Annotated in this window: 21 protein-coding genes and 2 pseudogenes; 18 read left to right on the top strand and 5 right to left on the bottom strand. The window is 57.3% G+C overall.

Going from position 1 to position 24381, the window contains the following annotated elements:
• The first annotated feature begins 45 nt into the window (after positions 1-45).
• Both purL and ACYASS_RS16010 read left to right on the top strand, forming a co-directional pair.
• Positions 46-3942 (top strand): phosphoribosylformylglycinamidine synthase, encoded by a 3897-nt coding sequence (purL, locus tag ACYASS_RS16005; RefSeq protein ID WP_463586838.1) that lies wholly within the window; start codon positions 46-48, stop codon positions 3940-3942.
• A 6-nt stretch (positions 3943-3948) separates the two neighbouring features.
• Positions 3949-4260, top strand: coding sequence for a YqfO family protein (locus ACYASS_RS16010; RefSeq protein WP_243246098.1), 312 nt, complete (start codon positions 3949-3951; stop codon positions 4258-4260).
• 92 nt (positions 4261-4352) lie between these two features.
• Here the strand turns inward: ACYASS_RS16010 and ACYASS_RS16015 are convergent, their stop codons facing one another.
• Together ACYASS_RS16015 and ACYASS_RS16020 are read right to left on the bottom strand one after the other, a co-directional pair.
• Positions 4353-4916: a L,D-transpeptidase family protein gene (locus tag ACYASS_RS16015; RefSeq protein WP_243246097.1), complete on the bottom strand. Its 564-nt coding sequence runs from the start codon at positions 4914-4916 to the stop codon at positions 4353-4355.
• A gap of 43 nt (positions 4917-4959) precedes the next feature.
• Positions 4960-5511, bottom strand: a pseudogene (locus ACYASS_RS16020) (NUDIX hydrolase).
• Between the two features lie 156 nt (positions 5512-5667).
• On the opposite strand from ACYASS_RS16020, the gene ACYASS_RS16025 reads away from it, so the two are divergent.
• From ACYASS_RS16025 to purT, 5 genes are all read left to right on the top strand, one after another.
• Positions 5668-6264 carry a CoA pyrophosphatase gene (locus tag ACYASS_RS16025; RefSeq protein ID WP_463586839.1) on the top strand — a complete coding sequence of 199 codons (597 nt, stop codon included), beginning with the start codon at positions 5668-5670 and terminating at the stop codon, positions 6262-6264.
• 42 nt (positions 6265-6306) lie between these two features.
• Entirely contained in the window at positions 6307-6831 is a 525-nt protein-coding gene (locus ACYASS_RS16030; protein WP_463586840.1) for a gamma carbonic anhydrase family protein, read from the top strand.
• On the top strand, positions 6831-7025 hold the full coding sequence (locus ACYASS_RS16035; protein ID WP_463586841.1) for a DUF1289 domain-containing protein: 195 nt from the start codon (positions 6831-6833) through the stop codon (positions 7023-7025). Before ACYASS_RS16030 ends, ACYASS_RS16035 begins: the two co-directional genes overlap by 1 nt.
• A 191-nt stretch (positions 7026-7216) precedes the next feature.
• Positions 7217-7684, top strand: a complete 468-nt coding sequence (locus tag ACYASS_RS16040; protein ID WP_243246094.1) for a VUT family protein — start codon at positions 7217-7219, stop codon at positions 7682-7684.
• A gap of 98 nt (positions 7685-7782) precedes the next feature.
• Positions 7783-8964 carry a formate-dependent phosphoribosylglycinamide formyltransferase gene (gene purT / locus ACYASS_RS16045; RefSeq protein WP_122665273.1) on the top strand — a complete coding sequence of 394 codons (1182 nt, stop codon included), beginning with the start codon at positions 7783-7785 and terminating at the stop codon, positions 8962-8964.
• Between the two features lie 87 nt (positions 8965-9051).
• On the opposite strand, the gene ACYASS_RS16050 is transcribed toward purT, so the two are convergent.
• The 3 genes from ACYASS_RS16050 to ACYASS_RS16060 form a co-directional block, all read right to left on the bottom strand.
• A complete protein-coding gene (locus tag ACYASS_RS16050; protein ID WP_463586842.1) occupies positions 9052-10374 on the bottom strand; it encodes an MFS transporter in 1323 nt (440 codons plus the stop codon).
• A gap of 256 nt (positions 10375-10630) precedes the next feature.
• Entirely contained in the window at positions 10631-11866 is a 1236-nt protein-coding gene (locus tag ACYASS_RS16055) for an HlyC/CorC family transporter (RefSeq protein ID WP_463586843.1), read from the bottom strand.
• Between the two features lie 13 nt (positions 11867-11879).
• On the bottom strand, positions 11880-12692 hold the full coding sequence (locus ACYASS_RS16060) for a cytochrome C assembly family protein (RefSeq protein ID WP_463586844.1): 813 nt from the start codon (positions 12690-12692) through the stop codon (positions 11880-11882).
• A gap of 210 nt (positions 12693-12902) precedes the next feature.
• On the opposite strand from ACYASS_RS16060, the gene ffh reads away from it, so the two are divergent.
• The 11 genes and pseudogenes from ffh to ACYASS_RS16115 all read left to right on the top strand — a co-directional run bounded on the left by ffh (position 12903) and on the right by ACYASS_RS16115 (position 24248).
• Positions 12903-14279, top strand: a complete 1377-nt coding sequence (ffh, locus tag ACYASS_RS16065; protein WP_463586845.1) for a signal recognition particle protein — start codon at positions 12903-12905, stop codon at positions 14277-14279.
• A 247-nt stretch (positions 14280-14526) separates the two neighbouring features.
• Positions 14527-14784 (top strand): 30S ribosomal protein S16, encoded by a 258-nt coding sequence (rpsP, locus tag ACYASS_RS16070; RefSeq protein WP_122665269.1) that lies wholly within the window; start codon positions 14527-14529, stop codon positions 14782-14784.
• A 5-nt stretch (positions 14785-14789) separates the two neighbouring features.
• Positions 14790-15326 carry a ribosome maturation factor RimM gene (rimM, locus tag ACYASS_RS16075; protein ID WP_087264526.1) on the top strand — a complete coding sequence of 179 codons (537 nt, stop codon included), beginning with the start codon at positions 14790-14792 and terminating at the stop codon, positions 15324-15326.
• Between the two features lie 2 nt (positions 15327-15328).
• On the top strand, positions 15329-16081 hold the full coding sequence (trmD, locus tag ACYASS_RS16080) for a tRNA (guanosine(37)-N1)-methyltransferase TrmD (protein ID WP_463586846.1): 753 nt from the start codon (positions 15329-15331) through the stop codon (positions 16079-16081).
• 42 nt (positions 16082-16123) lie between these two features.
• Positions 16124-16474, top strand: a complete 351-nt coding sequence (gene rplS, locus ACYASS_RS16085; protein WP_027902605.1) for a 50S ribosomal protein L19 — start codon at positions 16124-16126, stop codon at positions 16472-16474.
• Positions 16475-16585: 111 nt separating this feature from the next.
• On the top strand, positions 16586-17482 hold the full coding sequence (gene xerD / locus ACYASS_RS16090; protein WP_463586847.1) for a site-specific tyrosine recombinase XerD: 897 nt from the start codon (positions 16586-16588) through the stop codon (positions 17480-17482).
• 150 nt (positions 17483-17632) lie between these two features.
• Positions 17633-18373, top strand: coding sequence for a DsbC family protein (locus ACYASS_RS16095; protein ID WP_463586848.1), 741 nt, complete (start codon positions 17633-17635; stop codon positions 18371-18373).
• Positions 18374-18476: 103 nt separating this feature from the next.
• On the top strand, positions 18477-19781 hold the full coding sequence (locus ACYASS_RS16100) for a homoserine dehydrogenase (protein WP_243246088.1): 1305 nt from the start codon (positions 18477-18479) through the stop codon (positions 19779-19781).
• A 106-nt stretch (positions 19782-19887) separates the two neighbouring features.
• Positions 19888-21297, top strand: coding sequence for a threonine synthase (gene thrC, locus ACYASS_RS16105; RefSeq protein ID WP_463586849.1), 1410 nt, complete (start codon positions 19888-19890; stop codon positions 21295-21297).
• A 173-nt stretch (positions 21298-21470) separates the two neighbouring features.
• Positions 21471-23720, top strand: a pseudogene (locus ACYASS_RS16110) (transporter substrate-binding domain-containing protein); the annotation flags it as partial.
• A 231-nt stretch (positions 23721-23951) separates the two neighbouring features.
• Positions 23952-24248 carry a DUF3509 domain-containing protein gene (locus ACYASS_RS16115; protein ID WP_243246086.1) on the top strand — a complete coding sequence of 99 codons (297 nt, stop codon included), beginning with the start codon at positions 23952-23954 and terminating at the stop codon, positions 24246-24248.
• The last annotated feature ends 133 nt before the right edge of the window (positions 24249-24381 follow it).

A 24381-nucleotide genomic window follows, 5' to 3' on the forward strand; every position in this document is an offset into this window, starting at 1 on the left:
ATGCACGGCCTCAAAGCACACCCCCTTCCCGAGGCTGTCCCGAAGATGTTGATCCTGCGCGGTGCTCCTGCCCTTTCTGCCTTTCGCCACAGCAAATTACTTGAGCAACTGAAACAAAAAGTTTCAGCTGTCAGTGGCTTGTATGCCGAATTTGCCCACTTTGCCGAAGTCGCTGGCGATCTGACTGGCGAGGAACAGGAAGTTCTCGTTCGCATCTTGAAATACGGCCCGAGCGTGCCGGTTCAAGAGCCGACCGGCCGGTTGTTCCTGGTGTTGCCACGTTTCGGCACCATATCGCCATGGTCCAGCAAGGCGAGCGATATCGCCCGTAACTGCGGTCTGGCCAAAGTTCAGCGCATCGAGCGCGGTATCACCTTCTATGTAGAAGGCCAGTTCAGCGAAGCTGAGGCTGAGGTCATTGCCGGTTGCCTGCACGACCGCATGACCCAGATGGTGCTGGGTTCCGTACAGGAAGCCGAAGGCCTGTTTACGCATGCCGAGCCCAAGCCGCTGACTGCAATTGACGTGCTGGGCGGCGGTCGTGCAGCACTGGAAAAAGCCAACGTTGACCTCGGTCTGGCGCTGGCTGAAGACGAAATCGATTATCTGGTCACCAGCTTCAATGGTCTGGGGCGCAACCCTCACGACATCGAGCTGATGATGTTTGCCCAGGCGAACTCCGAGCACTGCCGTCACAAGATTTTCAACGCCAGTTGGGATATCGACGGCGAGAGTCAGGAAAAAAGCCTGTTCGGCATGATCAAGAACACCTACCAGATGCACAGTGAAGGCGTCCTGTCTGCTTATAAGGACAACGCTTCGGTGATCGTCGGCAGTGTGGCAGGTCGTTTCTTCCCGGACCCTGAAACCCGCCAGTACGGTGCGGTGCAGGAGCCTGTGCACATTCTGATGAAAGTCGAAACTCACAACCACCCGACTGCGATTGCCCCGTTCCCGGGTGCATCGACTGGTTCGGGTGGCGAGATTCGCGACGAAGGCGCAACCGGTCGCGGTGCCAAGCCTAAAGCCGGCCTGACCGGTTTCACTGTTTCCAACCTGCAGATTCCAGGCTTCGAACAGCCGTGGGAAGTGAACTACGGCAAGCCTGAGCGCATCGTGACCGCGCTGGATATCATGCTTGAAGGCCCATTGGGTGGCGCGGCGTTCAACAACGAATTCGGCCGTCCAGCCCTGACCGGTTATTTCCGTACCTTCGAGCAGTCCATCACCACACCACACGGTGATGAAGTTCGCGGCTACCACAAGCCGATCATGCTCGCGGGCGGTATGGGTAACATCCGTGCCGAACACGTGCAGAAAGGTGAAATCACCGTTGGCTCCAAGCTGATCGTACTCGGCGGTCCGGCGATGTTGATCGGTCTGGGCGGCGGTGCGGCTTCTTCGATGGCCACCGGTACCAGTTCTGCGGATCTGGACTTTGCTTCCGTTCAGCGTGAAAACCCTGAGATGGAGCGTCGTTGCCAGGAGGTCATTGACCGTTGCTGGCAACTGGGTGACAAGAACCCGATCAGCTTCATCCATGACGTCGGCGCGGGTGGTTTGTCCAACGCCTTCCCGGAACTGGTCAATGACGGCGGCCGTGGTGGTCGCTTCGAATTGCGTAATGTGCCAAACGACGAGCCGGGCATGGCCCCGCTGGAAATCTGGAGCAACGAGTCCCAGGAACGTTACGTGATGGCTGTGGGCGCCGAAGACTTCGAGCGCTTCAAAGCCATTTGTGAGCGTGAGCGCTGCCCGTTCGCAGTAGTGGGCGAGGCGACTGCCGAGCCACAACTGACCGTAACCGACAGCCACTTCGGCAACAACCCGGTCGACATGCCGCTCGAAGTCCTGCTGGGCAAGGCGCCGCGCATGCACCGCAGTGCTGATCGCGAAAACGAGCTGGGTGATGATTTCGACCCGAGCGTGCTGGATATCGAAGAAAGCGTTCAGCGCGTTCTGCATCATCCGGCCGTAGCCAGCAAGAGCTTCCTGATCACTATTGGTGACCGCAGCATTACCGGTCTGGTCGCTCGTGATCAGATGGTAGGCCCTTGGCAGGTCCCGGTGGCTGACGTTGCAGTCACTGCCACCAGCTTCGACGTCAATACCGGTGAAGCCATGGCGATGGGCGAGCGTACTCCACTGGCTTTGCTCGACGCTCCTGCGTCGGGCCGTATGGCCATTGGTGAGACGCTGACCAACATCGCTGCGTCGCGCATTGAAAAGCTGTCCGATATCAAAATGTCTGCCAACTGGATGTCCGCTGCCGGTCACCCAGGTGAAGATGCTCGTCTGTACGACACGGTCAAGGCTGTGGGTATGGAGCTTTGCCCGGCACTGGGTATCACCATTCCGGTGGGCAAGGACTCAATGTCCATGAAAACCCGCTGGAGCGATGAAGGCGTCGAGAAGAGCGTAACGTCGCCGCTGTCGCTGATCGTGACCGGCTTTGCGCCGGTGACTGATATCCGTAAGACCCTGACTCCAGAGCTGCGTATGGACAAGGGCGTCACAGACCTGATCCTGATCGACCTGGGTCGTGGCCAGAACCGTATGGGTGCTTCGATCCTGGCTCAGGTTTACGGCAAGCTCGGTCGTGTTGCGCCGGACGTCGATGACTCGGAAGACCTCAAGGCGTTCTTTGCCGTTATTCAAGGCTTGAATGCTGACGGCCATCTGCTCGCTTACCACGACCGTTCCGATGGTGGTCTGTTGACCACCACGCTGGAAATGGCCTTTGCTGGCCATTGTGGTCTGGACCTGCACATGGACGGCCTGGCTGAGACGCCGGCTGAACTGGCTGCCATCCTGTTCAACGAAGAGCTGGGTGCAGTGATTCAGGTGCGTCAGGACGCCACTCCGGACGTATTGGCTCAGTTCAGTGCGGCGGGTCTGGAAGATTGCGTTGCTGTAATCGGTCAGCCGGTCAACAACGACGAAGTGTCCATCAGCTTCAGCGGCGAGCCGGTCTTTAGCGGCCAACGCCGTCTGCTGCAGCGTCAGTGGGCTGAAACCAGCTACCAGATCCAGCGCCTGCGTGACAACGCCGAATGTGCGGATCAGGAATTCGACGCATTGCTGGAAGAGGATAATCCAGGCCTGACGGTCAAGCTGGGCTTCGACGTCAACGAAGACATTGCTGCGCCGTACATCAAGACTGGTGTGCGTCCGCAAGTGGCTGTACTGCGTGAGCAGGGCGTCAACGGTCAGGTCGAAATGGCAGCTGCTTTCGACCGCGCCGGTTTCAACGCGATTGACGTTCACATGAGCGATATCCTCGCCGGCCGTGTCGATCTGAACGACTTCAAGGGCATGGTTGCTTGCGGTGGCTTCTCGTACGGCGACGTGCTGGGCGCTGGTGAAGGCTGGGCCAAATCGGCGCTGTTCAACAGCCGTGCGCGTGATGCGTTCCAGAGCTTCTTCGAGCGTCAGGACAGCTTCACCCTTGGCGTGTGCAACGGTTGCCAGATGTTGTCCAACCTGCACGAGTTGATTCCAGGCAGCGAGCTGTGGCCGCACTTTGTGCGCAACCGTTCCGAGCAGTTTGAAGCCCGGGTTGCCATGGTGCAGATCCAGGAATCGCCGTCGATCTTCCTGCAGGGTATGGCCGGTTCGCGTATGCCGATCGCCATTGCCCACGGCGAAGGTCACGCTGAGTTCTCCAGCGATGAAGCGCTGGTCGCTGCCGATGTTTCCGGCACGGTCGCGCTGCGTTTCGTCGACAACCACGGCAAGATCACCGAAGCCTACCCGGCCAACCCGAACGGTTCGCCGCGCGGTATCGGTGGCCTGACTACTCGCGACGGTCGCGTCACTATCATGATGCCGCACCCTGAGCGTGTATTCCGTGCCGTGCAGAACTCCTGGCGTCCGGAAGACTGGAACGAAGATGGTGCGTGGATGCGCATGTTCCGCAATGCGCGTGCCTGGGTTAACTAAGACGTCATGTACAAGCTCGCGTTCTTTGTACCGCCGAGCCATGTAGAGCAGGTCAAAAGTGCCGTATTCGCCGCTGGTGCAGGGCGAATCGGTGCTTATGATCAGTGTTCATGGCAAGTGCTTGGCCAAGGTCAGTTCCGCCCGCTGGATGGCAGCCAGCCATTTATAGGGCAGGGCGGCGTGGTCGAGCAGGTGCAGGAATGGAAGGTAGAGCTTGTCGTTGCGGATGAGTTGATTCAGCAAGTAGTGGTGGCTCTCAAGCAGAGCCACCCCTATGAAACGCCCGCCTACGAGGTTTGGCGGCTGGAGGATCTGTAATCCCCTGTAGGAGCAGCCGAAGGCTGCGATGCGATTTATCTGATACCGCCATCGCAGCCTTCGGCAGCTCCTACAGGAGTCCAGCGTTCTCTTTACGGCCTGATCTCAATCATCGTGCCGTCTTTCACCAGACTCCATACTTCCCGCATGTCGTTGTTCTTCAGCGCGATGCAGCCGTTGGTCCAGTCCAGCGTGTGGAAGTACCACTCCGGATATTCCTCATCCACTGGCGTGCCATGAATCATGATCATGCTGCCCGGCTTCACCCCTTCGCGTTTTGAGCGCTCTGCGTCAGCAGCGTTCGGGTAGGAAATGTGCATCGACAGGTTGTAATTGGTGCTGGTCTTGCGCCAGTCGAGCCAGTAAAACCCTTCGGGTGTACGCTGGTCGCCTTCCTTGAGTTTGGTGCCTTTGGGTTGTTTGCCCAACGAAATACGGTACGTTTTCAGGGACTCGCCACCACTGATCAGTTGCAACTGACGGGCTGATTTGAGCACCAGCACTTTGTCGATTTTCTTGTCAGCGATGTTCTCGACGTTGATCACTTTTTCGCCGACGATCTTCTGCTCGCTGCCTTTCGGAACAATAGTCTGAGTGAACGAGGCCTGAGACAGCGGCATGAATGACAAGCACAAAACTGCGAGCAACCAACGCATCTAAACGGTATCCCTGAGGCGGTGCCTTTTTTGGCTGGCCTGATTAAGTGTCTTGAATGGGCCGCGATGGCGGCAGGGACTCGTTGCGCACAGGGTAAGCCTGTTGGCGACGATCCGCGAAAAAGCATTCTAGGGTACGGCGGACCGTCATGAAAGCCAGCTCTGACCACGGTATGTCCGCTTCGTCGAACAGGCGAACTTCGAGGCTCTCAATTCCGGCGGCGAAGTCTGGTGTAGCCAGTTCGCCCCGAAAGAACACATGCACCTGATTAATGTGCGCAACGTCTACCAGCATGTACAGGCTGAGATCGCCCGGCGTTGCGCAGGCTTCTTCATCGGTTTCCCGGCGTGCTGCCTGCTCCATGGTTTCGCCGTTTTCCATAAAACCGGCCGGCAGTGTCCAGAACCCCAGGCGTGGTTCGATAGCCCTACGGCACAGCAACACCTTGCCTTCTCACACCGCCAGGCAGCCCGCCACGATATTCGGGTTCTGGTAGTGAATGGTTTTGCAATGTTCGCAGACATAACGCAGGCGGCTATCGCCTTCAGGAATGCACTGGATAACCGGTTTGGCGCACTGGCTGCAGAATTTCATGGAATGAGTCGATTGCTGAATTCAGCCGCTATCTTGGCGCGTGCTGCGGGTCATCGGCAAGCAGCCCTTTAGTCTTGCTTACATTGTCCTACAAGGGCTTGGGCGGTTGGCCGCTTTGGTGCATGATGCGGGGTAGGCAACAGATCGAGATTTCCCATGCTGGATGAGCTACTTCGCCGTGTAAGCAGTCATACGCCGAGCACATTTGAGACGGATCGACTTTTTCCCGAAGCTGCAGTGTTACTGCCGATTACCCGTAGTGACGAGCCGGAGTTGATTTTGACTCTGCGTGCCAGCGGGCTGTCGACCCACGGCGGCGAGGTTGCCTTTCCGGGTGGGCGACGTGACCCTGAAGACAGTGACCTGATCTTTACTGCACTGCGCGAAGCCAAGGAAGAGATCGGTCTGCCGCCGGGGCTGGTCGAAGTGATCGGGCCGCTCAGTCCATTGATCTCCAAGCACGGTATCAAGGTCACACCCTATGTTGGGTTGATTCCCGACTTCGTCGAGTATCGCCCCAACGATGCTGAAATCGCCGCCGTGTTCAGCGTGCCGCTGGAGTTTTTTCGGCAGGACACCCGAGAACATACACACCGCATCGATTATCAAGGTCGCAGTTGGTACGTGCCCAGCTATCGTTACGGCGAGTTCAAAATCTGGGGGCTGACTGCGATCATGATCGTTGAGTTGATCAACGTGCTTTATGACAGCAAGATCAGTCTGCATCACCCGCCTGAACACTCCGTGATCTAAGCGTCGATTAAACGGGCCGCAGAGCCTTGAGGATTCTTACCCATGAAATATCGTCTGGGCGATTTTCGCGTCGAAACCCATCCGCAAAGCTGGGTCGCGCCCAATGCCGTGCTGATCGGCAAGGTCAAGCTGGAGGCAGGGGCCAATGTCTGGTTCAACGCCGTGTTGCGCGGCGATAACGAACTGATCCACATTGGCGAAAACAGCAACGTGCAGGACGGCACGGTGATGCATACCGACATGGGTTCCCCACTGGAGATCGGTAAAGGCGTGACGATCGGCCATAACGCCATGCTGCACGGTTGCAGCGTCGATGATTACAGTCTGATCGGGATCAACGCGGTGATCCTTAACGGCGCGAAGATTGGCAAGTACTGCATCATCGGCGCCAATTCGTTGATCGGTGAGGGTAAGGTTATTCCTGATGGCTCGCTCGTCATGGGTTCGCCCGGTAAAGTAGTGCGCGAACTCACTGATGTGCAGAAGAAAATGCTTGAAGCCAGTGCCGCCCACTACGTCCACAACGCCCAGCGCTACGATCGCGACTTGATACCGCAGGACGATTGATGGAAGCCGAACGCCGTGTTGCCTCACCCTGCGTCAGTATTTGCGCGCTGGACGACGACGATGTATGCCTGGGTTGCCAGCGTACCGTAAAAGAAATCACCGACTGGCACGCCTTGGACAACGACCAGCGCCGCGCCGTGCTCAGGCTCTGCCATGAGCGAGCCGAGGCGAGTGGGCTTGTCTGGAAAATGTAGTCCGAGGTCCCGCTTTTCCTGTAGGAGCCGAGCTTGCTCGCGATAAGGCTGGGCGCGATCTACCTGATATCTGCGGTGTCTTTATCGCGAGCAAGCTCTGCTCCCACAGGTTGAATCTCATTTCAAATAAGCCATCGCCTGGCATCGGCTGATACCATTACCCATCTTCCTCGCCACATAAGCCTCACCTCATGCTCTTCCTGATTGCCTACATCAGCAGCGTTGTGCTGATCAACTTCGCTTTTTCCGCCGCGCCGCATCTGGACGTAATCTGGTCTGCCTGGGGTGGGTTGGTGTTTGTGCTGCGCGATATGGTGCAGACTCGTTTCGGCCACGGTGCGATCCTGGCCATGCTCGCGGCGTTGGTGCTGTCGTATGTGACTTCCGACCCAACCATCGCGCTGGCCAGCGCCACGGCGTTTGCCGTGTCCGAGTGCATCGACTGGCTGGTTTTCACCATCACCAAGCGTCCATTGCGTGATCGTTTGTGGCTCAGTTCGGCGTTGAGTATCCCGGTGGATACCTTCATCTTTTTCGGCTTGATTGACGCGCTGACTCCACCAGTGATTATCACGGCGCTGGTTTCCAAGTTTGCCGGTGTTACTGCCGTCTGGCTGATCATGGCCTGGCGTGCGCGCAAGAACGCTTGTCCTGGCTGAGAATTACGGGGCTTCGTGGTAAATTGCGCGCCTTTCTCCACAGCGGTCGCTCGCATTGACGCGGGCTGCCCTCGATATCTGCTCCACGAGGACCTGAGATGACTCAAATCGGAACTCCACTGTCGCCTGTCGCGACCCGTGTATTGCTCTGCGGTTGCGGTGAGCTGGGCAAGGAAGTAGTGATCGAACTGCAGCGCCTGGGCGTTGAAGTGATCGCTGTTGATCGTTATGCCAATGCGCCTGCCATGCAGGTTGCCCATCGCAGCCATGTGATCAACATGCTCGACGGTGCTGCACTGCGTGCGGTAATCGAAGCTGAGAAACCGCACTACATCGTGCCGGAAATCGAGGCAATCGCCACTGCCACTCTGGTTGAGCTGGAGGCCGAAGGCTTCACCGTCATCCCGACTGCCCGTGCGACGCAGTTGACCATGAACCGCGAAGGCATCCGTCGTCTGGCCGCTGAAGAGCTGGATCTGCCAACTTCGCCGTATCACTTCGCCGACACCTTCGAAGACTACAGCAAGGCTGTGCAGGACCTGGGTTTCCCATGCGTGGTCAAGCCGGTGATGAGTTCTTCGGGCAAAGGCCAGAGCCTGCTGCGCACTGCTGATGACGTGCAGAAGGCCTGGGACTACGCTCAGGAAGGCGGTCGTGCCGGTAAAGGCCGCGTCATCATCGAAGGCTTCATCGACTTTGAATACGAAATCACCCTGTTGACCGTGCGTCACGCGGGCGGTACTACCTTCTGTGCGCCAGTAGGTCACCGTCAAGAGAAGGGCGACTATCAGGAGTCCTGGCAGCCGCAGGCCATGAGCCCTGTTGCACTGGCCGAGTCCGAGCGTGTTGCCAAAGCGGTTACTGAAGCGCTGGGTGGTCGTGGTCTGTTTGGTGTCGAACTGTTCATCAAAGGTGATCAGGTCTGGTTCAGCGAAGTGTCGCCGCGTCCGCACGATACGGGCCTGGTTACCCTGATTTCTCAGGATCTGTCGCAGTTCGCCTTGCACGCTCGCGCCATTCTGGGCCTGCCAATTCCGCAGATCCGCCAGTTCGGGCCATCGGCTTCGGCGGTGATTCTGGTGGAAGGGCAGTCCACGAATACCACTTTCGCCAACCTCAACGAGGCGCTGAGCGAGCCGGATACCGCACTGCGTCTGTTCGGCAAGCCTGAAGTCAACGGCCAGCGCCGCATGGGCGTTGCTCTCGCTCGTGACGAGTCCATCGAAGCTGCACGCGCCAAGGCGACTCGTTCTTCGCGGGCTGTGAAAGTCCAGCTGTAACGTAGCGCTGCGTCAGATAAGGCGGTGTCCCAGACACCGCCCTATCGCTCCAACAGAAACCTCTGTTCACAGGAGCGCTTGTCTGAGCTAAGCAATCTTGTCCAGATCTGCCTCACGCGTTTCCTTCAGGCATAGCACGGCAATCACGCTGATTAACGCTGCTGCCGACACATACCCACCGACCCAGCTCAGGCCGCCCATCGCCACCAGTTTCTGGGCGAAAAAAGGCGCAACTGATGCTCCGACAATGCCACCCAGATTGTAGGCCGCTGACGCGCCGGTGTACCTGACGCGTGTAGGAAACAGCTCAGGCAACATCGCACCCATAGGGGCGAAGGTCACGCCCATCAGGAACAGCTCGATACACAGAAACAGCGCTACGGCCCATGTCGTGCCATGTGTCAGCAATGGCTCCATGGTGAAGCCGGACAGGATCGCCAGCACGCCACCGATGATCAGTACCGGGCGTCGTCCAAAACGATCGCTGGCCCATGCAGCAAGCGGGGTCGCCGCGGCCATGAACAGCACCGCGAAGCACAGCAGGGCGAGGAATGTTTCGCGGCTATAGCCGAGTGTGGACACGCCATAGCTCAGGGAAAACACTGTCGAGATGTAGAACAGTGCATAACAGACCACCATTGATGCGGCACCGAGCAGTACCGGTGCCCAGTATTGGCTGAACAGCTCTACTATGGGCATCTTCACCCGTTCATGGCGGGCTATGGCGTTGGTGAATACCGGGGTTTCTTCCAGCTTCAGGCGCACATAGAGGCCGACCATGACCAATGCCGCGCTCAGCAGGAAAGGGATTCGCCAGCCCCAGGAGCGAAACTGCTCGTCATCCAGTGTCATGGCCAGTGTCAGGAACAGCCCGTTAGCGGCGAGGAAGCCAATCGAAGGGCCAAGTTGCGGGAACATACCGAACCAGGCGCGCTTTCCTTTGGGGGCGTTTTCCGTTGCAAGCAAGGCTGCGCCACCCCACTCACCACCAAGCCCCAACCCTTGGCCGAAACGTAGCACGCATAACAGAATTGGCGCCCACGCACCTATCGTCGCATAGCCCGGTAGTACGCCGATCAGTGTGGTACAGACGCCCATCAGCAGAAGTGAGGCCACCAGCGTCGACTTGCGCCCAATGCGATCACCGAAGTGGCCGAACAGCGCAGAGCCTAGCGGGCGGGCAAGGAAGGCGATCCCGAAGGTGAGAAATGCCGACAGCATTTGTGCGGTGCCGGACGTCTGGGGGAAGAACACCGGTCCGATCACCAGGGCGGCGGCGGTGGCGTAAACATAGAAGTCATAGAACTCGATGGCGGTGCCAATGAAGCTGGCGGTAGCGACGCGTGTGGCGGAATTGGCCGGGCGAGCGGGCGCGCTATCATTTTCATGAGCGGCAGAAGTCGTAGTCATGCGGTTTTCCTGACAGTCATAGTGCCTTTCGACGAGGCATACATTAATTATTGTGGGTACAGCGCTGATCAGGTTAGCCCGGATGCGGGCGAGAGGCGTTGGCCGTGCCGGGGGGTAGGGCAGGGCCAGGGAAATGCACGATACGTTCAGGCTGAGTGACTGGCCGGATCACACGGGGTGCGGGTAGCACACGGATCGGCGGGCTGGGTAAGCGGTTCGATTATAGGAACCGCGCCGCCCGCATAACAAGGGGGCTTTAACGAGTGGCCGGCTTTTGCCACATCATGACCCGGGTAACCCGGTTGTCCTCGGTTTCGAGGATTTCCAGCCGGTACGGCCCGATCTTCAGGCATACCGCACTTTCCGGAATGGTTTCCAGCGCTTCGGTTACCAGCCCATTGAGCGTCTTGGGGCCGTCGGACGGCAAGTGCCAACCCAGGCTCTTGTTCAGGTCGCGAATTGAAGCTGCGCCGTCCACCACCAGTCGGCCGTCGGCCTGTGGGTGAATGTGCGGGTTGTTCAGGGTTTGCTCGTTTTCGAACTCGCCGACGATTTCTTCCAGAATGTCTTCCAGGCTGACGATGCCCAGCACTTCGCCATATTCATCGACCACCACGCCCAGGCGGCGCTGTTGTTTGTGGAAGTTGAGCAGTTGCAGTTGAAGCGGCGTGCTTTCCGGAACGAAGTACGGTTCGTAGCACGCGGCGAGGATCTGCTCTTTGGTCAGGTCTGCTTTGGGCAGCAGATGGCTGATCTGACGTGTGTTGAGTACGCCCTGAACCTGATTGATATCGTTGTGATAAACAGGCAGGCGGGTGTGCCTTGAGATGATCAGGCGCTCGACAATCTGCTCAATGCTGTCGTCGAGATTGACGCCGTCCACGTCATTGCGCGGAACCAGAATGTCGTTGACGGTGATGCTGTCCAGCGCATGGATACCTGAGAGCACGGGAGAGCGGCCAGGATGGTGTTCGTTGACGCCGTCGTGATGAGCATGTGGGCGTTCGTCGTCATCGTCCGCTGCGACCACCCGTGCGTTACGCTGGCCGAACGGTCGTAGCAGCGTCCTGGCAATGCAGTTGAACAGCCAGGCAAGTGGCCAGAGCAGTTTCATCGGAATGCGCAGCAGGCTGTTCGCCATGTGCACGATTGCTTCCGGATGACGGGCTGCGAGTCTGCGAGGGATGAGTTCGGCGAAGATCAGCGTGATGCTGGTCACGCTGATCCAGGCCAGCGTCGGACCATTGTAATACCAGTAGTTCATCGACAGCAGGGTGACGATTACGGTGATCAGCACCTTGATCAAGGTGTTGGCAAGGATCAGGCTGCCCAGTTCGAATTTAAGCTCAGGCCAGAGCGGGGCCGGTTGACGGTCACCGTTGCGCAGCGCTTTGAGTTGCAGGTGTGCTGCTTCAATAGCCGTAAAAAGGGCTGCCCAAAGAATCAACAGGGCCACGACACCGAGCATCGGGGCGATTGGCAAATTATCCATAATCAGCGAACCGTCAGATGTGCAGAATGAATTCGCGGACCAGCTTGCTGCCGAAATAGGCCAGCATCAGCAGGCAGAAACCGCCCAGGGTCCAGCGGATAGCCTTGTGCCCGCGCCAGCCAAGACGATTGCGGCCCCACAACAATACGCTGAACACCACCCAGGCCAGGCACGCCAGCAGGGTTTTGTGTACAAGGTGCTGTGCGAAGAGGTTTTCGACGAACAGCCAGCCGGAAATCAGCGACAGGGAAAGCAGCGACCATCCGGCCCAGAGAAACCCGAACAACAGGCTTTCCATGGTTTGCAGGGGAGGGAAGTTCTTGATCAGCCCTGACGGATGCTTGTGTTTGAGTTGATGATCTTGCACCAGCAGCAACAATGCCTGCACGACGGCGATAGTGAACATGCCGTAGGCCAGGATCGACAGCAGAATGTGGCTGAGAATGCCCGGCTCTTCAACGATGGGCTGTACCGTGCCCGCCGGTGCAAACTGCGCAAGCAGCGCGGTAATCATCCCCAGCGGGAATAAAAGCACCAGCAGGTTTTCTACCGGGATGCGCACGGTAGCGACCAATGTCAGCGCGATCACCGCAACGGCAATCAGGCTGGCGGCGCTGAAAAAATCCAGACCAAGCCCGATGGGGCGGATCAACTGGGAAAAAAGTCCGAAGGCATGTGCCACAACGGCCAGCGTGCCGAGCAGGCAGAGCAGCCGTTTGTCGGCGCGTTTCGCCTGGCTGAGGCGGATGCCCTGATAGATAGTCGCAGCGGCATAAAGGCAGGCGGCGGCGAGGCTGGGTAGCAGGCTGGGTGGCAAAGGGAACATAAATCCTGATGGACGGGCCTTTAAAGGCGCTGAGTTTGGCATACAACCGTCATTTCACGAAAGACCACAGATGCAGACTCCGTAGTGTCAGTCCAGCGGAGTCTTCGCTATAATCCGCGACCTGCTCTAGCCACAGGCTCGCCGAGCGCCATTTTATTACGGGCCGGGCCGCATCAACCGGGGTTCGCCAAGAGCCTGAAAGGATCGCGCATGTTTGAAAACCTGACAGACCGTCTCTCGCAGACGCTGCGCCATGTGACTGGCAAGGCCAAGCTGACCGAGGACAACATCAAAGACACCCTGCGTGAAGTGCGTATGGCGTTGCTCGAGGCCGACGTTGCCTTGCCGGTTGTCAAAGACTTCGTCAACAAGGTCAAGGAGCGCGCTGTCGGCACTGAAGTGTCCCGCAGCCTGACCCCAGGCCAGGCCTTCGTGAAGATCGTCCAGGCTGAACTTGAAGACATGATGGGGGCAGCCAATGAAGAGCTGACCCTTAATGTTACGCCGCCTGCCGTTATTCTGATGGCGGGTCTGCAGGGTGCGGGTAAGACCACTACTGCTGGCAAGCTGGCCAAGTTCCTCAAAGAGCGCAAGAAAAAAACCGTCATGGTCGTGTCTGCCGACGTTTATCGTCCGGCCGCTATCAAGCAGCTCGAAACCCTGGCGGGCGATATTGGTGTCACTTTCTTCCCTTCGGATATCAGCCAGAAGCCGGTAGATATCGCTGAAGCGGCAATAAAGGAAGCGAAGCTCAAGTTCATTGATGTCGTCATCCTCGACACCGCGGGTCGTCTGCATATCGATGCCGAGATGATGGGCGAGATCCAGGCGCTGCATGCTGCGGTCAAGCCTGCTGAGACGCTGTTCGTGGTTGACGCCATGACCGGTCAGGATGCCGCCAACACTGCCAAGGCGTTTGGTGATGCACTGCCGTTGACCGGTGTGATCCTGACCAAGGTCGACGGTGATGCACGAGGCGGTGCGGCGTTGTCCGTGCGCGCCATCACCGGCAAGCCGATCAAGTTCATCGGTATGGGCGAGAAGAGCGATGCGCTCGAACCGTTCCACCCTGATCGTATCGCGTCACGAATCCTTGGCATGGGTGACGTGCTCAGCCTCATCGAGCAGGCCGAGCAGACCCTCGACAAGGACAAGGCCGACAAACTGGCCAAAAAGCTGAAAAAGGGTAAAGGCTTCGATCTCGAAGATTTCCGTGATCAGCTTCAACAGATGAAGAACATGGGCGGCCTCGGCGGGCTCATGGACAAACTGCCAAGCATTGGCGGCGTTAATCTTTCGCAAATGGGCAACGCCCAGGGTGCGGCAGAGAAACAGTTCAAGCAGATGGAAGCCATCATCAACTCGATGACCCCTGGCGAGCGTCGTGATCCGGAACTGATCAGCGGTTCGCGCAAGCGTCGCATCGCGATGGGTTCGGGAACGCAAGTCCAGGATATCGGGCGTCTGATCAAGCAGCACAAACAGATGCAGAAGATGATGAAGAAATTCTCCGCCAAAGGCGGAATGGCCAAAATGATGCGCGGCATGGGCGGAATGTTGCCCGGCGGCGGCATGCCGAAAATGTGATGCATCGCGCGCAGGTTCCTCTGCGCGCATCCCACATGGGGGCTCGCCCCCTGTAAAAGCCCGCGTTGCGGGTCTATATAGGCCGTCGGAAGTGACGGCTCCCTGGCAAATCTGGATGGCACAACAGCAAGTGCCAGAAAAAGACATTTGCAAAAGTCCGGATATTCCTTAGAATATGCGGCCTTTCGGGCACCTATGCCCGCTGTGCATCTTAGATTTGCAGCACCGACTACAGGAACGATGTTCAATGCTAACCATTCGTCTTGCCCTGGGCGGCTCCAAAAAGCGCCCGTTTTACCACCTGACTGTTACCGATAGCCGCAATGCGCGCGACGGTTCGCACAAAGAGCAAATTGGCTTCTTCAACCCGGTTGCCCGTGGTCAGGAAGTTCGTTTGTCCGTGAACGAAGAGCGCGTTAACTACTGGTTGAGCGTGGGTGCACAAACATCCGATCGCGTTGCCCAGTTGCTGAAAGAACACGCCAAGACCAAGGTCGCGGCCTGAGCAATATGAACGCGGCGCCAACGACTGCCGACGACTTGATCGTCATTGGCAAGATTTATTCGGTACATGGCGTTCGCGGCGAAGTGAAGGTCTTTTCCTTTACTGATCCGATTGGAAACCTGTTGGATTACAAAACCTGGACGCTTCGGCGCGAAGGCAGCGTTAAACAGGTAGAGCTGGTCAGCGGACGCTTGCAAAACAAGTTCCTGGTCGCAAAGCTCAAAGGTCTCGATGACCGTGAAGAAGCTCGTCTTCTGGCCGGTTTTGAAATCTGCGTGCCGCGTAACCTGTTCCCTGATCTGACCGACGGCGAGTACTACTGGTACCAACTGGAGGGTCTCAAGGTCATCGACCATCAAGGGCAATTGCTCGGGAAGATCGATCATCTGCTAGAGACAGGCTCGAATGATGTAATGGTGGTCAAGCCCTGCGCAGGCAGCCTGGACGATCGCGAGCGCTTGTTGCCCTATACAGAGCAATGCGTGTTGGTTGTTGACCTGGAAGCTGGCGAGATGAAGGTGGATTGGGATTCGGACTTCTAGCAATGGCTAGCCTGCGCATAGAAGTGATCAGTCTGTTTCCCGAGATGTTTTCCGCCATCAGCGCATACGGCATTACCAGCCGTGCGGTGAAACAAGGGCTGTTGCAGCTGACTTGTTGGAATCCGCGGGACTACACCACGGATCGGCATCACACTGTTGACGATCGCCCATTTGGCGGTGGTCCGGGCATGGTGATGAAGATCAAGCCCCTGGAGGATGCTCTGGTTCAGGCCAGGCAAGCAGCAGGGGATGCGGCGAAGGTGATTTACCTGTCGCCACAAGGCCGCCAACTGAATCAGTCTGCGGTACGCGAACTGGCGCAGGAGGAAGCGATTATCCTCATCGCCGGTCGTTATGAAGGCATTGACGAGCGTTTTATTGATGCTCATGTCGATGAAGAGTGGTCGATTGGTGACTATGTACTGTCTGGTGGCGAGCTGCCGGCAATGGTGCTGATCGATGCGGTTACGCGGCTGCTGCCTGGAGCTTTAGGGCATGCGGACTCTGCGGAGGAAGATTCCTTCACTGATGGTCTGCTGGATTGCCCGCATTACACCCGACCGGAGGTGTATGCGGATCAGCGTGTTCCCGACGTGTTGCTAAGTGGCAATCACGCGCACATCCGGCGTTGGCGTTTACAGCAGTCCCTCGGGCGGACCTATGAACGACGCGCCGATCTTCTGGAAAGCCGCTCGCTTTCTGGAGAAGAGAAGAAGCTGCTCGCGGAATACATCCGCGAACGGGACGATAGTTAACGTATCGATGGTAGATCCGACGATTTACCTTAGGAGCACAGCATGACTAACAAAATCATCCTTGCACTCGAAGCAGAGCAGATGACCAAAGAGATCCCTACCTTTGCCCCGGGCGACACTGTTGTCGTTCAGGTGAAAGTGAAGGAAGGCGACCGCGCTCGTCTGCAGGCGTTCGAAGGCGTAGTAATTGCCAAGCGTAACCGTGGCGTGAACAGTGCTTTCACTGTTCGTAAAATCTCCAACGGTGTTGGCGTTGAGCGTACTTTCCAGACCTACAGCCCGCAAATCGACAGCCTGGCTGTGAAACGTCGCGGTGACGTTCGCAAAGCCAAACTGTACTACCTGCGTGACCTGTCCGGTAAAGCAGCTCGCATCAAGGAAAAACTGTCCTGAGTACAGTTTTTCGATGCAAGAAAAAAGCAGCCTAAGGGCTGCTTTTTTGTGCCTGGGGTTTTATTGTCCTCAGTCAGTACCTTATGTAGCACTGCTCAAGCGCGAATACTCATGTCTGCTATCGATGACCCTCTGATCGACCGGTTTCTTGATGCCCTCTGGCTAGAGAAAGGGCTCTCGGACAATACGCGTGATGCCTATCGCAGTGATCTTGCCTTGTTCAACGGCTGGTTGCAGGAACAAGGCCTGGAATTGATCAGCGTTGGACGCTCGGCAATCCTTGATCATCTGGCCTGGCGAGTGGACAAAGCCTACAAGCCGCGCTCCACGGCACGGTTTCTTTCAGGTGCCCGTGGCTTCTACCGTTACCTGCTGAGAGAGAAACTGATTCAAGTCGATCCCACGCTGCAGGTGGACATGCCTCAGCTTGGCAGGCCATTGCCCAAGTCATTGTCGGAGGCAGACGTTGACGCGTTACTGGCTGCACCTGACCTGAGCGAAGCTATCGGCCAGCGGGACAAAGCCATGCTCGAGGTGCTGTATGCCTGTGGCTTGCGAGTCACCGAACTGATCAGTCTGACCCTGGAGCAGGTGAATCTCCGTCAGGGTGTATTAAGGGTGATGGGCAAGGGCAGCAAGGAGCGTCTGGTCCCCATGGGCGAAGAGGCTATTGTCTGGATCGAACGCTACATGCGCGGCGCTCGCGATGAGTTGCTGGCGGGTCGCCCTAGTGATGTGTTGTTCCCCAGTCAGCGGGGTGAGCAGATGACCCGCCAGACCTTTTGGCACCGGATCAAGCATCAGGCCATGGTTGCCGGTATCAGCAAATCTCTGTCACCCCATACATTGCGGCACGCTTTTGCCACTCACTTGCTCAATCATGGCGCTGACTTGCGGGTGGTGCAGATGTTGTTGGGGCACAGTGATCTGTCTACGACGCAAATCTATACCCATGTTGCCCGTGCCCGATTGCAAGACATGCACGCCAAGCATCACCCGCGCGGCTGAGCGATTGAGGCTGCATCTTTTGCAGGCAGTCTGTGTCAGTCCGGGTAAGGTTTACGGGCCTTATGTGGTAGGCTTTGCCGGTTTCGCAGATTGAAGCTGACGGGCGCTTTTTTTGCCCCGGCCAGTCTGCCCACCGCCCGAGGAGTTTTCATGCGCGTGACCAATATTATCGCCGCCGCAGCAGTTGCGTTGGCCAGTACCTTCAGCGTGTTCGCCCAGGCGGATGCTCCCGCCGACCAGGCCATTCGCAAGACTCTGGATTCGCTCAAGCTTGAACTGCCGGTAGAAAGCATCGGCGCCAGCCCGTTGAGCGGGCTGTACGAGGTCAAGCTCAAAGGGGGCCGCGTGCTGTATGCCAGCGCTGATGGCCAGTTCGTGATGCAGGGTTATTTGTTTCAGATCCAGGACGGCAAGCCGGTTAACCTGACCGAGAAGACCGAGCGTCTGGCTATCGCCAAGACTATCAACGGCATCCCTACCGCCGAGATGGTTGTTTATCCGGCAATTGGCGAGACCAAATCACACATCACGGTTTTCACCGACACCACCTGCCCGTATTGCCACAAGCTGCACGCTGAAGTGCCGCAGTTGAATAAAATGGGCATCGAAGTTCGTTATGTTGCGTTCCCGCGTCAGGGCCTCGGCTCACCGGGCGACGAACAACTGCAGGCTGTCTGGTGCTCCAAGGATCGCAAGGCAGCCATGGATCGCATGGTCGATGGCAAGAACATCGAAGCGCCCAAGTGCGCCAACCCTGTCACCAAACAATTCGAAGTGGGCCAATCGATCGGTGTGAACGGCACACCGGCCATCGTTTTGGCTGACGGCCAGTTGATTCCGGGTTACCAACCCGCTGCACAAGTGGCCAAGCTGGCGCTCAGCGCCAAATAAATCAGCGTGTCCCATGACCGTTGAGTAAATAGAGAGTCGTGCTGTGCTGCACGGCTGTTTTCCACGGTTGGTTCCAAGCCGACCGTTTTACGGGGAGTTCATAGTGAATCCGGTCAAAGTAGGCATCTGTGGGCTGGGTACCGTCGGTGGCGGTACCTTCAACGTACTTAAGCGTAACGCCGAGGAAATTGCCCGCCGTGCGGGTCGTGGAATTGAAGTGGCACAAATTGCCCTGCGTACGCCAAACCCCAACTGCCAGATTACCGGTACACCGACCACCAGCGACGTCTTCGCGGTGGCAACCAACCCTGAAATCGATATCGTCATTGAACTGATCGGCGGCTATACCGTAGCTCGCGATCTGGTCCTCAAGGCCATTGAAAACGGCAAGCACGTAGTCACTGCCAACAAAGCGCTGATTGCTGTGCACGGTAACGAAATTTTCGCCAAGGCGCGTGAGAAGGGCGTGATCGTAGCGTTTGAAGCTGCGGTTGCGGGCGGTATTCCGGTCATCAAGGCAATTCGTGAGGGGCTTTCGGCCAACCGCATCAACTGGGTGGCCGGGATCATCAACGGCACCGGTAACTTTATCCTTACCGAAATGCGTGAGAAAGGCCGTACCTTCCCTGACGTTCTGGCTGAAGCCCAGGCGCTGGGTTACGCCGAAGCCGATCCGACGTTCGACGTCGAAGGTATTGATGCTGCGCACAAGCTGACCATTCTGGCGTCCATCGCTTTTGGCATTCCGCTGCAGTTCGACAAGGCTTACACCGAAGGCATCACCAAGCTGACCACCGCAGACGTCAATTATGCTGAGGCGCTTGGCTATCGCATCAAACACCTGGGCGTGGCGCGCAGCACCGCGGCGGGTATCGAATTGCGAGTACACCCTACGCTGATACCTGCTGACCGGCTGATCGCCAACGTCAATGGCGTGATGAACGCGGTAATGGTCAATGGTGACGCTGCAGGTTCGACGCTGTTCTACGGCGCTGGCGCGGGCATGGAGCCTACGGCTTCGTCCGTGGTCGCCGATCTGGTCGACGTGGTGCGTGCGATGACCTCAGATCCGGAGAACCGCGTACCGCATCTGGCTTTCCAGCCTGACGCCTTGTCCGCTCATCCAATTCTGCCAATCGAAGCCTGCGAAAGCGCGTATTACCTGCGCATTCAGGCCAAGGATCATCCGGGTGTGCTGGCTCAGGTGGCAAGCATTCTGTCGGAGCGCGGGATTAACATTGAGTCGATCATGCAGAAGGAAGTCGAAGAACATGACGGCCTGGTGCCGATGATTCTGTTGACCCATCGCGTGGTGGAACAGCGCATGAATGACGCCATTGAGGCCCTGGAAGCGGTGCAGGACGTGGTTGGCCCGGTCGTCCGGATTCGCGTCGAACATCTCAATTAAACACAGCGGCAAGCGGCAAGCGGCAAGCGGCAAGTGAAAGCGTACTGCTTTGGACTTGTAGCTTGCAGCTTGCAGCTTGAAGCTCAAACCGAAGGTTTGAAATCTTATGCGCTACATCAGTACCCGCGGCCAGGCGCCGGCCCTGAATTTCGAAGATGTGCTGTTGACTGGTCTGGCCAGCGACGGCGGTTTGTACGTGCCGGAAAACCTGCCGCGCTTTACCCAGGAGGAGATTGCTTCCTGGGCAGGCCTGCCATACCACGAACTGGCCTTCCGGGTGATGCGTCCGTTCGTAACCGGCAGCATTCCCGATGCGGATTTCAAAAAGATCCTTGAAGAGACCTATGGCGTATTCGCTCATAGCTCGGTTGCACCGATGCGCCAACTGAACGGTAACGAGTGGGTTCTGGAGCTGTTTCACGGCCCGACGCTCGCGTTCAAGGACTTCGCGCTGCAATTGCTCGGTCGTCTGCTGGACTACGTGCTGGCCAAGCGTGGCGAGCGGGTGGTGATTATTGGCGCGACCTCGGGTGATACCGGTTCAGCGGCCATTGAAGGCTGCCGCAAATGCGATAACGTCGATATCTTCATCCTGCACCCACACAACCGGGTATCGGACGTACAGCGTCGGCAGATGACGACTATCTTCGGCGACAACATTCATAACATCGCTGTGGAAGGCAACTTCGACGACTGCCAGGAAATGGTCAAGAACAGCTTCGCTGATCAGAGTTTCCTGAAAGGCACGCGCCTGGTAGCTGTCAACTCGATCAACTGGGCGCGGATCATGGCCCAGATCGTTTACTACTTCCACGCTTCGCTGCAGTTGGGTGGCCCGGCCCGCTCGGTGTCGTTCTCGGTGCCTACCGGTAACTTCGGCGACATTTTTGCCGGTTACCTGGCACGCAATATGGGCTTGCCGATCAATCAATTGATCGTCGCCACTAACCGCAACGATATTCTGCACCGCTTCATGAGCGGTAATCAGTATGTCAAAGAGACCCTGCACGCCACTTTGTCGCCGTCCATGGACATCATGGTGTCGTCGAACTTCGAACGTTTGCTGTTCGATATGCATGGTCGCAACGGTGCGACGCTGGCGGGGCTGATGGATAGCTTCAAGCAGGGCGGTGGTTTCAGTGTTGACGAGGACCGCTGGACCGAAACCCGCAAGCTGTTTGACTCCCTGGCTGTCAGCGACCAAGAGACTTGCGAGACTATTGCCGACGTTTTTGCCAAGACTGGCGAGGTGCTGGACCCGCATACCGCGATCGGTGTAAAGGCTGCTCGTGCCTGTCGCCGGAGCCTGGATACCCCTATGGTGATCCTTGGCACGGCGCATCCGGTCAAATTCCCTGAGGCAGTGGAGAAAGCGGGTGTAGGAAAAGCGCTAGAGCTACCTGCACATTTGTCTGATTTGTTCGAGCGTGACGAACGCTGCACCGTTTTGCCTAATGACCTGAAAGCCATACAGGCCTTCGTTAGCCAGCATGGCAACCGGGGTAAACCGCTCTAACGGTATATCCGTGTAACAACTTAAGGCCCGCCCCCCAGCGGGCCTTCTCGTTTCTGCATGCCAAACTTCGGGAGTTTTAGACACTTACGGATGAGTTAGTCGCTGTGAAAAATGCAAACAGAGGGGGCGCCTTCGAAGGCAAGAACATCGCCCCCGGAAAAAGCGCGCTATGCGTGCTGTCACTATTACTGGCGGTACTGTTCACTCAGCCCAGCCAGGCCGAACGAAGCCTGTCTTTCAGTCTTGGTGCTCCGTTCATGGTGGTGGAGCCACTGGCTATGTCTGAGTCGGATCGCCAATGGCTTGATGAACGCCCAGCGTTGCGAGTCGGCGTGGTGACGGTCGACTATGAGCCGATCGATATCGCTAGCGATCGAAACCGATATCAAGGCATCAGTGCCGATTATCTGAGTCTGATCGGCAGCAAGCTGAATGTCAGGATGCAGGTTCGTGGATTTCCCAGGCCCGAGGGGGCAATCAACGCTTTGCGCGACGGAACAATCGATATCATTGCGACCGCAAATGGTTTCGAGCGTACTTTCAACGAGCTGCGTTTATCGGCGGGCTATGTGGCCGATCGCTCGGTAGTTGTCGGTCGCAGTGGCGGGCGGGGGCTAATGGAGGGGCTCAAGGGCAACAAGGTGGTGGTGCTGGACGGTTATGTGGATTTGCTTGCTGTGCAGGCAGATTACCCTCAAAGCGAAATCGTTATCGCCCCGACTCTGTTCAGTGCCATGGAGGCCGTCAGCCATGGCGACGCGGACGCTTTTATCGGTAACGACGTTATTGCTCGTTCTTATATGGCATTACGTCCTTATCTGGGATTGCAGGTCCAGTACGACAGTCTGTTGCCACAAGACAGCTTTTCCTTCGCCGTACACGCGAACCAGCCGCAATTGCTCTCTCTGATCGACGCCGCTCTGGCTAGCCTGAGCCCGGCGACCAAGCGTGAAATATTGGGGCGTTGGACCCTTGGCCTGGGCTCTGACGCTGGTGGCCAGCGAGTGGCGCTCAACCGCAATGAGAGACGCTGGATTGGCAAGCACCCGGTTGTGACGATCGCTTCACAACAACACCCGCCCTATATCTATAAGGATAACGATGGGCAGTGGGTAGGTCTTAACATTGACATATTGGCCCGGATATCACGCATTACCGGCCTGCAGTTCGTTCATGAAGAAACCGCGACCATCGAGCAGACATTCAACCTTATGCGCAGCGGTCACGCTCAGATGAACACGACACTTGCCGAGAATGCCGAGCGCCGCGAGATGCTCGACTTCAGCTATGCATTTGGCGGCAACAGTTGGGTGTTTGTATTGCGGGCCGGGGATTCCTCTCCGCATTCTCTGCGCGAGTTGGCAGGTAAAACATTGGCCTTGCCTGCCAGGCATGCTCTGGAGGGCATCCTGAGGCGCGAGTACCCGCGCATAAACCTGATCCCTACGGCCAGCTATGAAGAAGCCCGGGAATTGGTCGCGTCCGGCGCTGCAGTGGCGACCATACAGAATGAAGCGGGGGCTTATCTTGATCCGCGAGGCGTATTGAAGGTTGGTCGTGGCGTTGAAGGCTGGTGGTCCTCTGACCGGATGTCTGTCGTCAAGTCTCATCCGGAATTGCTCGACATCCTTAACAAGGCTCTGGAGGAATTCCCGATTGCCGAAATGCGCGCGATCCGCACTAAATGGCTTTCGGCTGCTGCTCCGCAGGCCAGCCTCTGGAGCCGGATTCCGGGCTGGATTTACTGGGGTTTCAGTATCGCGCTGTTACTGGTGCTGGTTTCGCTGGTCTGGAGCAGTCGTCTCAAGATTCAGGTCAACCAACGTCTCAAGGCCGAAGAGGCACTCAACGACCAGTTGGTGTTCAAGCATGCGTTGTTCGACGGAATACCCAACCCCGTGTACGTCCGGGACCTGAAAGGGCGGTTGATCTCCTGTAATCGCAGTTACGAAGAGAGTCTGGGGATCAGCTTCGAACAGATGAACGGCCGACGCCTGATTGATGTGGAACTGATACCCCGCGAGACTGCTGAGCAACTACATGGGGACTACATCAAGTTGCTGGAAACCCGGCAGCCTATTTTCGCTGACCGTAGCATGCGTTTGATGGGTAAGCAGATTGATGCCTTGCAGTGGACCGTACCGTTTTATCGTGCCGATGGCGAAGTGCAGGGGCTGTTGGGTGGCTGGATCGATATCAGCGAACGCAGGCAGCTTGAAACGCAATTATGTGAAGTCAGGGAGCAGACACTTCGGGCGAGTGAGGCAAAAAACGCCTTCCTGGCCAACGCAGGTCATGAAATACGCCGGGAGCTGGCGGATATTATTGGCTTGCTGGAGCTTGAAACTGAACACATTCTTCACAACGGGCAGACCCCCTCCAGCGCCCTTGAGGAGGCGCTAGTTTCGACACGCTCGTTGCTCGACAGGGTTGACGCCATCGATGTAGTTGCATGAAACGCAGGGAGCTTGTGTGGGGTAACGCGGCTGCGTCAGAGCCATTCAGCGCTGACGCCTGAGCCCGGCAGTTTTTTCTCTGTCATATTCAACAGGCATGCTCGGGTAGTCGCATTGCAAAACCATCGAGAACTTTCCACTGAGGGCGATGGTCATTGATAAGCACCTTTGCATTCAAACTGTTGAGTGGTGATCCAGATGGAAAATATCAGCTTACTGCTAAGCGAAGCGCTGGCGCCTTACCAGGCTGTTCTCGGGCCTGTTGGAATTCTGGGTGAGCGACTGGTATCGATCAGGGATGTAACCGGTGCAGTGGTGATTGAACGTACATTCACTGCCGCTCATTTACGCGACAAGCGTCAACTCACGGACGTGGTCGATGGCTTGCGTCGTGATCTGATGGTTGCCGAGGGCCGAATCGAACCGTGTGTCATTGCCGCCATGCGCCATGCAGCCCTTGATCGTCCGTTCATCCCGGCGCAGGGTTTTGTTTGAAGTGCACTGGAACCTTACGGTCCATAGACGCTCTGACTATTTACGGCAAGTTGAGACATTGTGCTCCGGTGGCTCAACCTGTTCGTACTGGTCCCGAATGGACCACGGTTTACCCCGAGTAGTCTCCCCGCTG

This window comes from Pseudomonas sp. HP_14 (assembly GCF_055283875.1).

Excerpts from the sequence above, each read along its gene's own strand:
- rpsP (WP_122665269.1), top strand. The coding sequence starts at position 14,527 with ATGCTAACCATTCGTCTTGCCCTGGGCGGCTCCAAAAAGCGCCCGTTT.
- purL (WP_463586838.1), top strand. The coding sequence starts at position 46 with ATGTTGATCCTGCGCGGTGCTCCTGCCCTTTCTGCCTTTCGCCACAGC.
- ACYASS_RS16035 (WP_463586841.1), top strand. The coding sequence starts at position 6,831 with ATGGAAGCCGAACGCCGTGTTGCCTCACCCTGCGTCAGTATTTGCGCG.
- ACYASS_RS16015 (WP_243246097.1), bottom strand. The coding sequence starts at position 4,916 with ATGCGTTGGTTGCTCGCAGTTTTGTGCTTGTCATTCATGCCGCTGTCT.
- purT (WP_122665273.1), top strand. The coding sequence starts at position 7,783 with ATGACTCAAATCGGAACTCCACTGTCGCCTGTCGCGACCCGTGTATTG.
- ACYASS_RS16050 (WP_463586842.1), bottom strand. The coding sequence starts at position 10,374 with ATGACTACGACTTCTGCCGCTCATGAAAATGATAGCGCGCCCGCTCGC.
- ACYASS_RS16010 (WP_243246098.1), top strand. The coding sequence starts at position 3,949 with ATGTACAAGCTCGCGTTCTTTGTACCGCCGAGCCATGTAGAGCAGGTC.
- thrC (WP_463586849.1), top strand. The coding sequence starts at position 19,888 with ATGCGCTACATCAGTACCCGCGGCCAGGCGCCGGCCCTGAATTTCGAA.
- ACYASS_RS16115 (WP_243246086.1), top strand. The coding sequence starts at position 23,952 with ATGGAAAATATCAGCTTACTGCTAAGCGAAGCGCTGGCGCCTTACCAG.
- xerD (WP_463586847.1), top strand. The coding sequence starts at position 16,586 with ATGTCTGCTATCGATGACCCTCTGATCGACCGGTTTCTTGATGCCCTC.
- ACYASS_RS16055 (WP_463586843.1), bottom strand. The coding sequence starts at position 11,866 with ATGGATAATTTGCCAATCGCCCCGATGCTCGGTGTCGTGGCCCTGTTG.
- ACYASS_RS16040 (WP_243246094.1), top strand. The coding sequence starts at position 7,217 with ATGCTCTTCCTGATTGCCTACATCAGCAGCGTTGTGCTGATCAACTTC.
- ACYASS_RS16060 (WP_463586844.1), bottom strand. The coding sequence starts at position 12,692 with ATGTTCCCTTTGCCACCCAGCCTGCTACCCAGCCTCGCCGCCGCCTGC.
- ffh (WP_463586845.1), top strand. The coding sequence starts at position 12,903 with ATGTTTGAAAACCTGACAGACCGTCTCTCGCAGACGCTGCGCCATGTG.
- trmD (WP_463586846.1), top strand. The coding sequence starts at position 15,329 with ATGGCTAGCCTGCGCATAGAAGTGATCAGTCTGTTTCCCGAGATGTTT.
- ACYASS_RS16030 (WP_463586840.1), top strand. The coding sequence starts at position 6,307 with ATGAAATATCGTCTGGGCGATTTTCGCGTCGAAACCCATCCGCAAAGC.
- rplS (WP_027902605.1), top strand. The coding sequence starts at position 16,124 with ATGACTAACAAAATCATCCTTGCACTCGAAGCAGAGCAGATGACCAAA.
- ACYASS_RS16025 (WP_463586839.1), top strand. The coding sequence starts at position 5,668 with ATGCTGGATGAGCTACTTCGCCGTGTAAGCAGTCATACGCCGAGCACA.
- ACYASS_RS16095 (WP_463586848.1), top strand. The coding sequence starts at position 17,633 with ATGCGCGTGACCAATATTATCGCCGCCGCAGCAGTTGCGTTGGCCAGT.
- rimM (WP_087264526.1), top strand. The coding sequence starts at position 14,790 with ATGAACGCGGCGCCAACGACTGCCGACGACTTGATCGTCATTGGCAAG.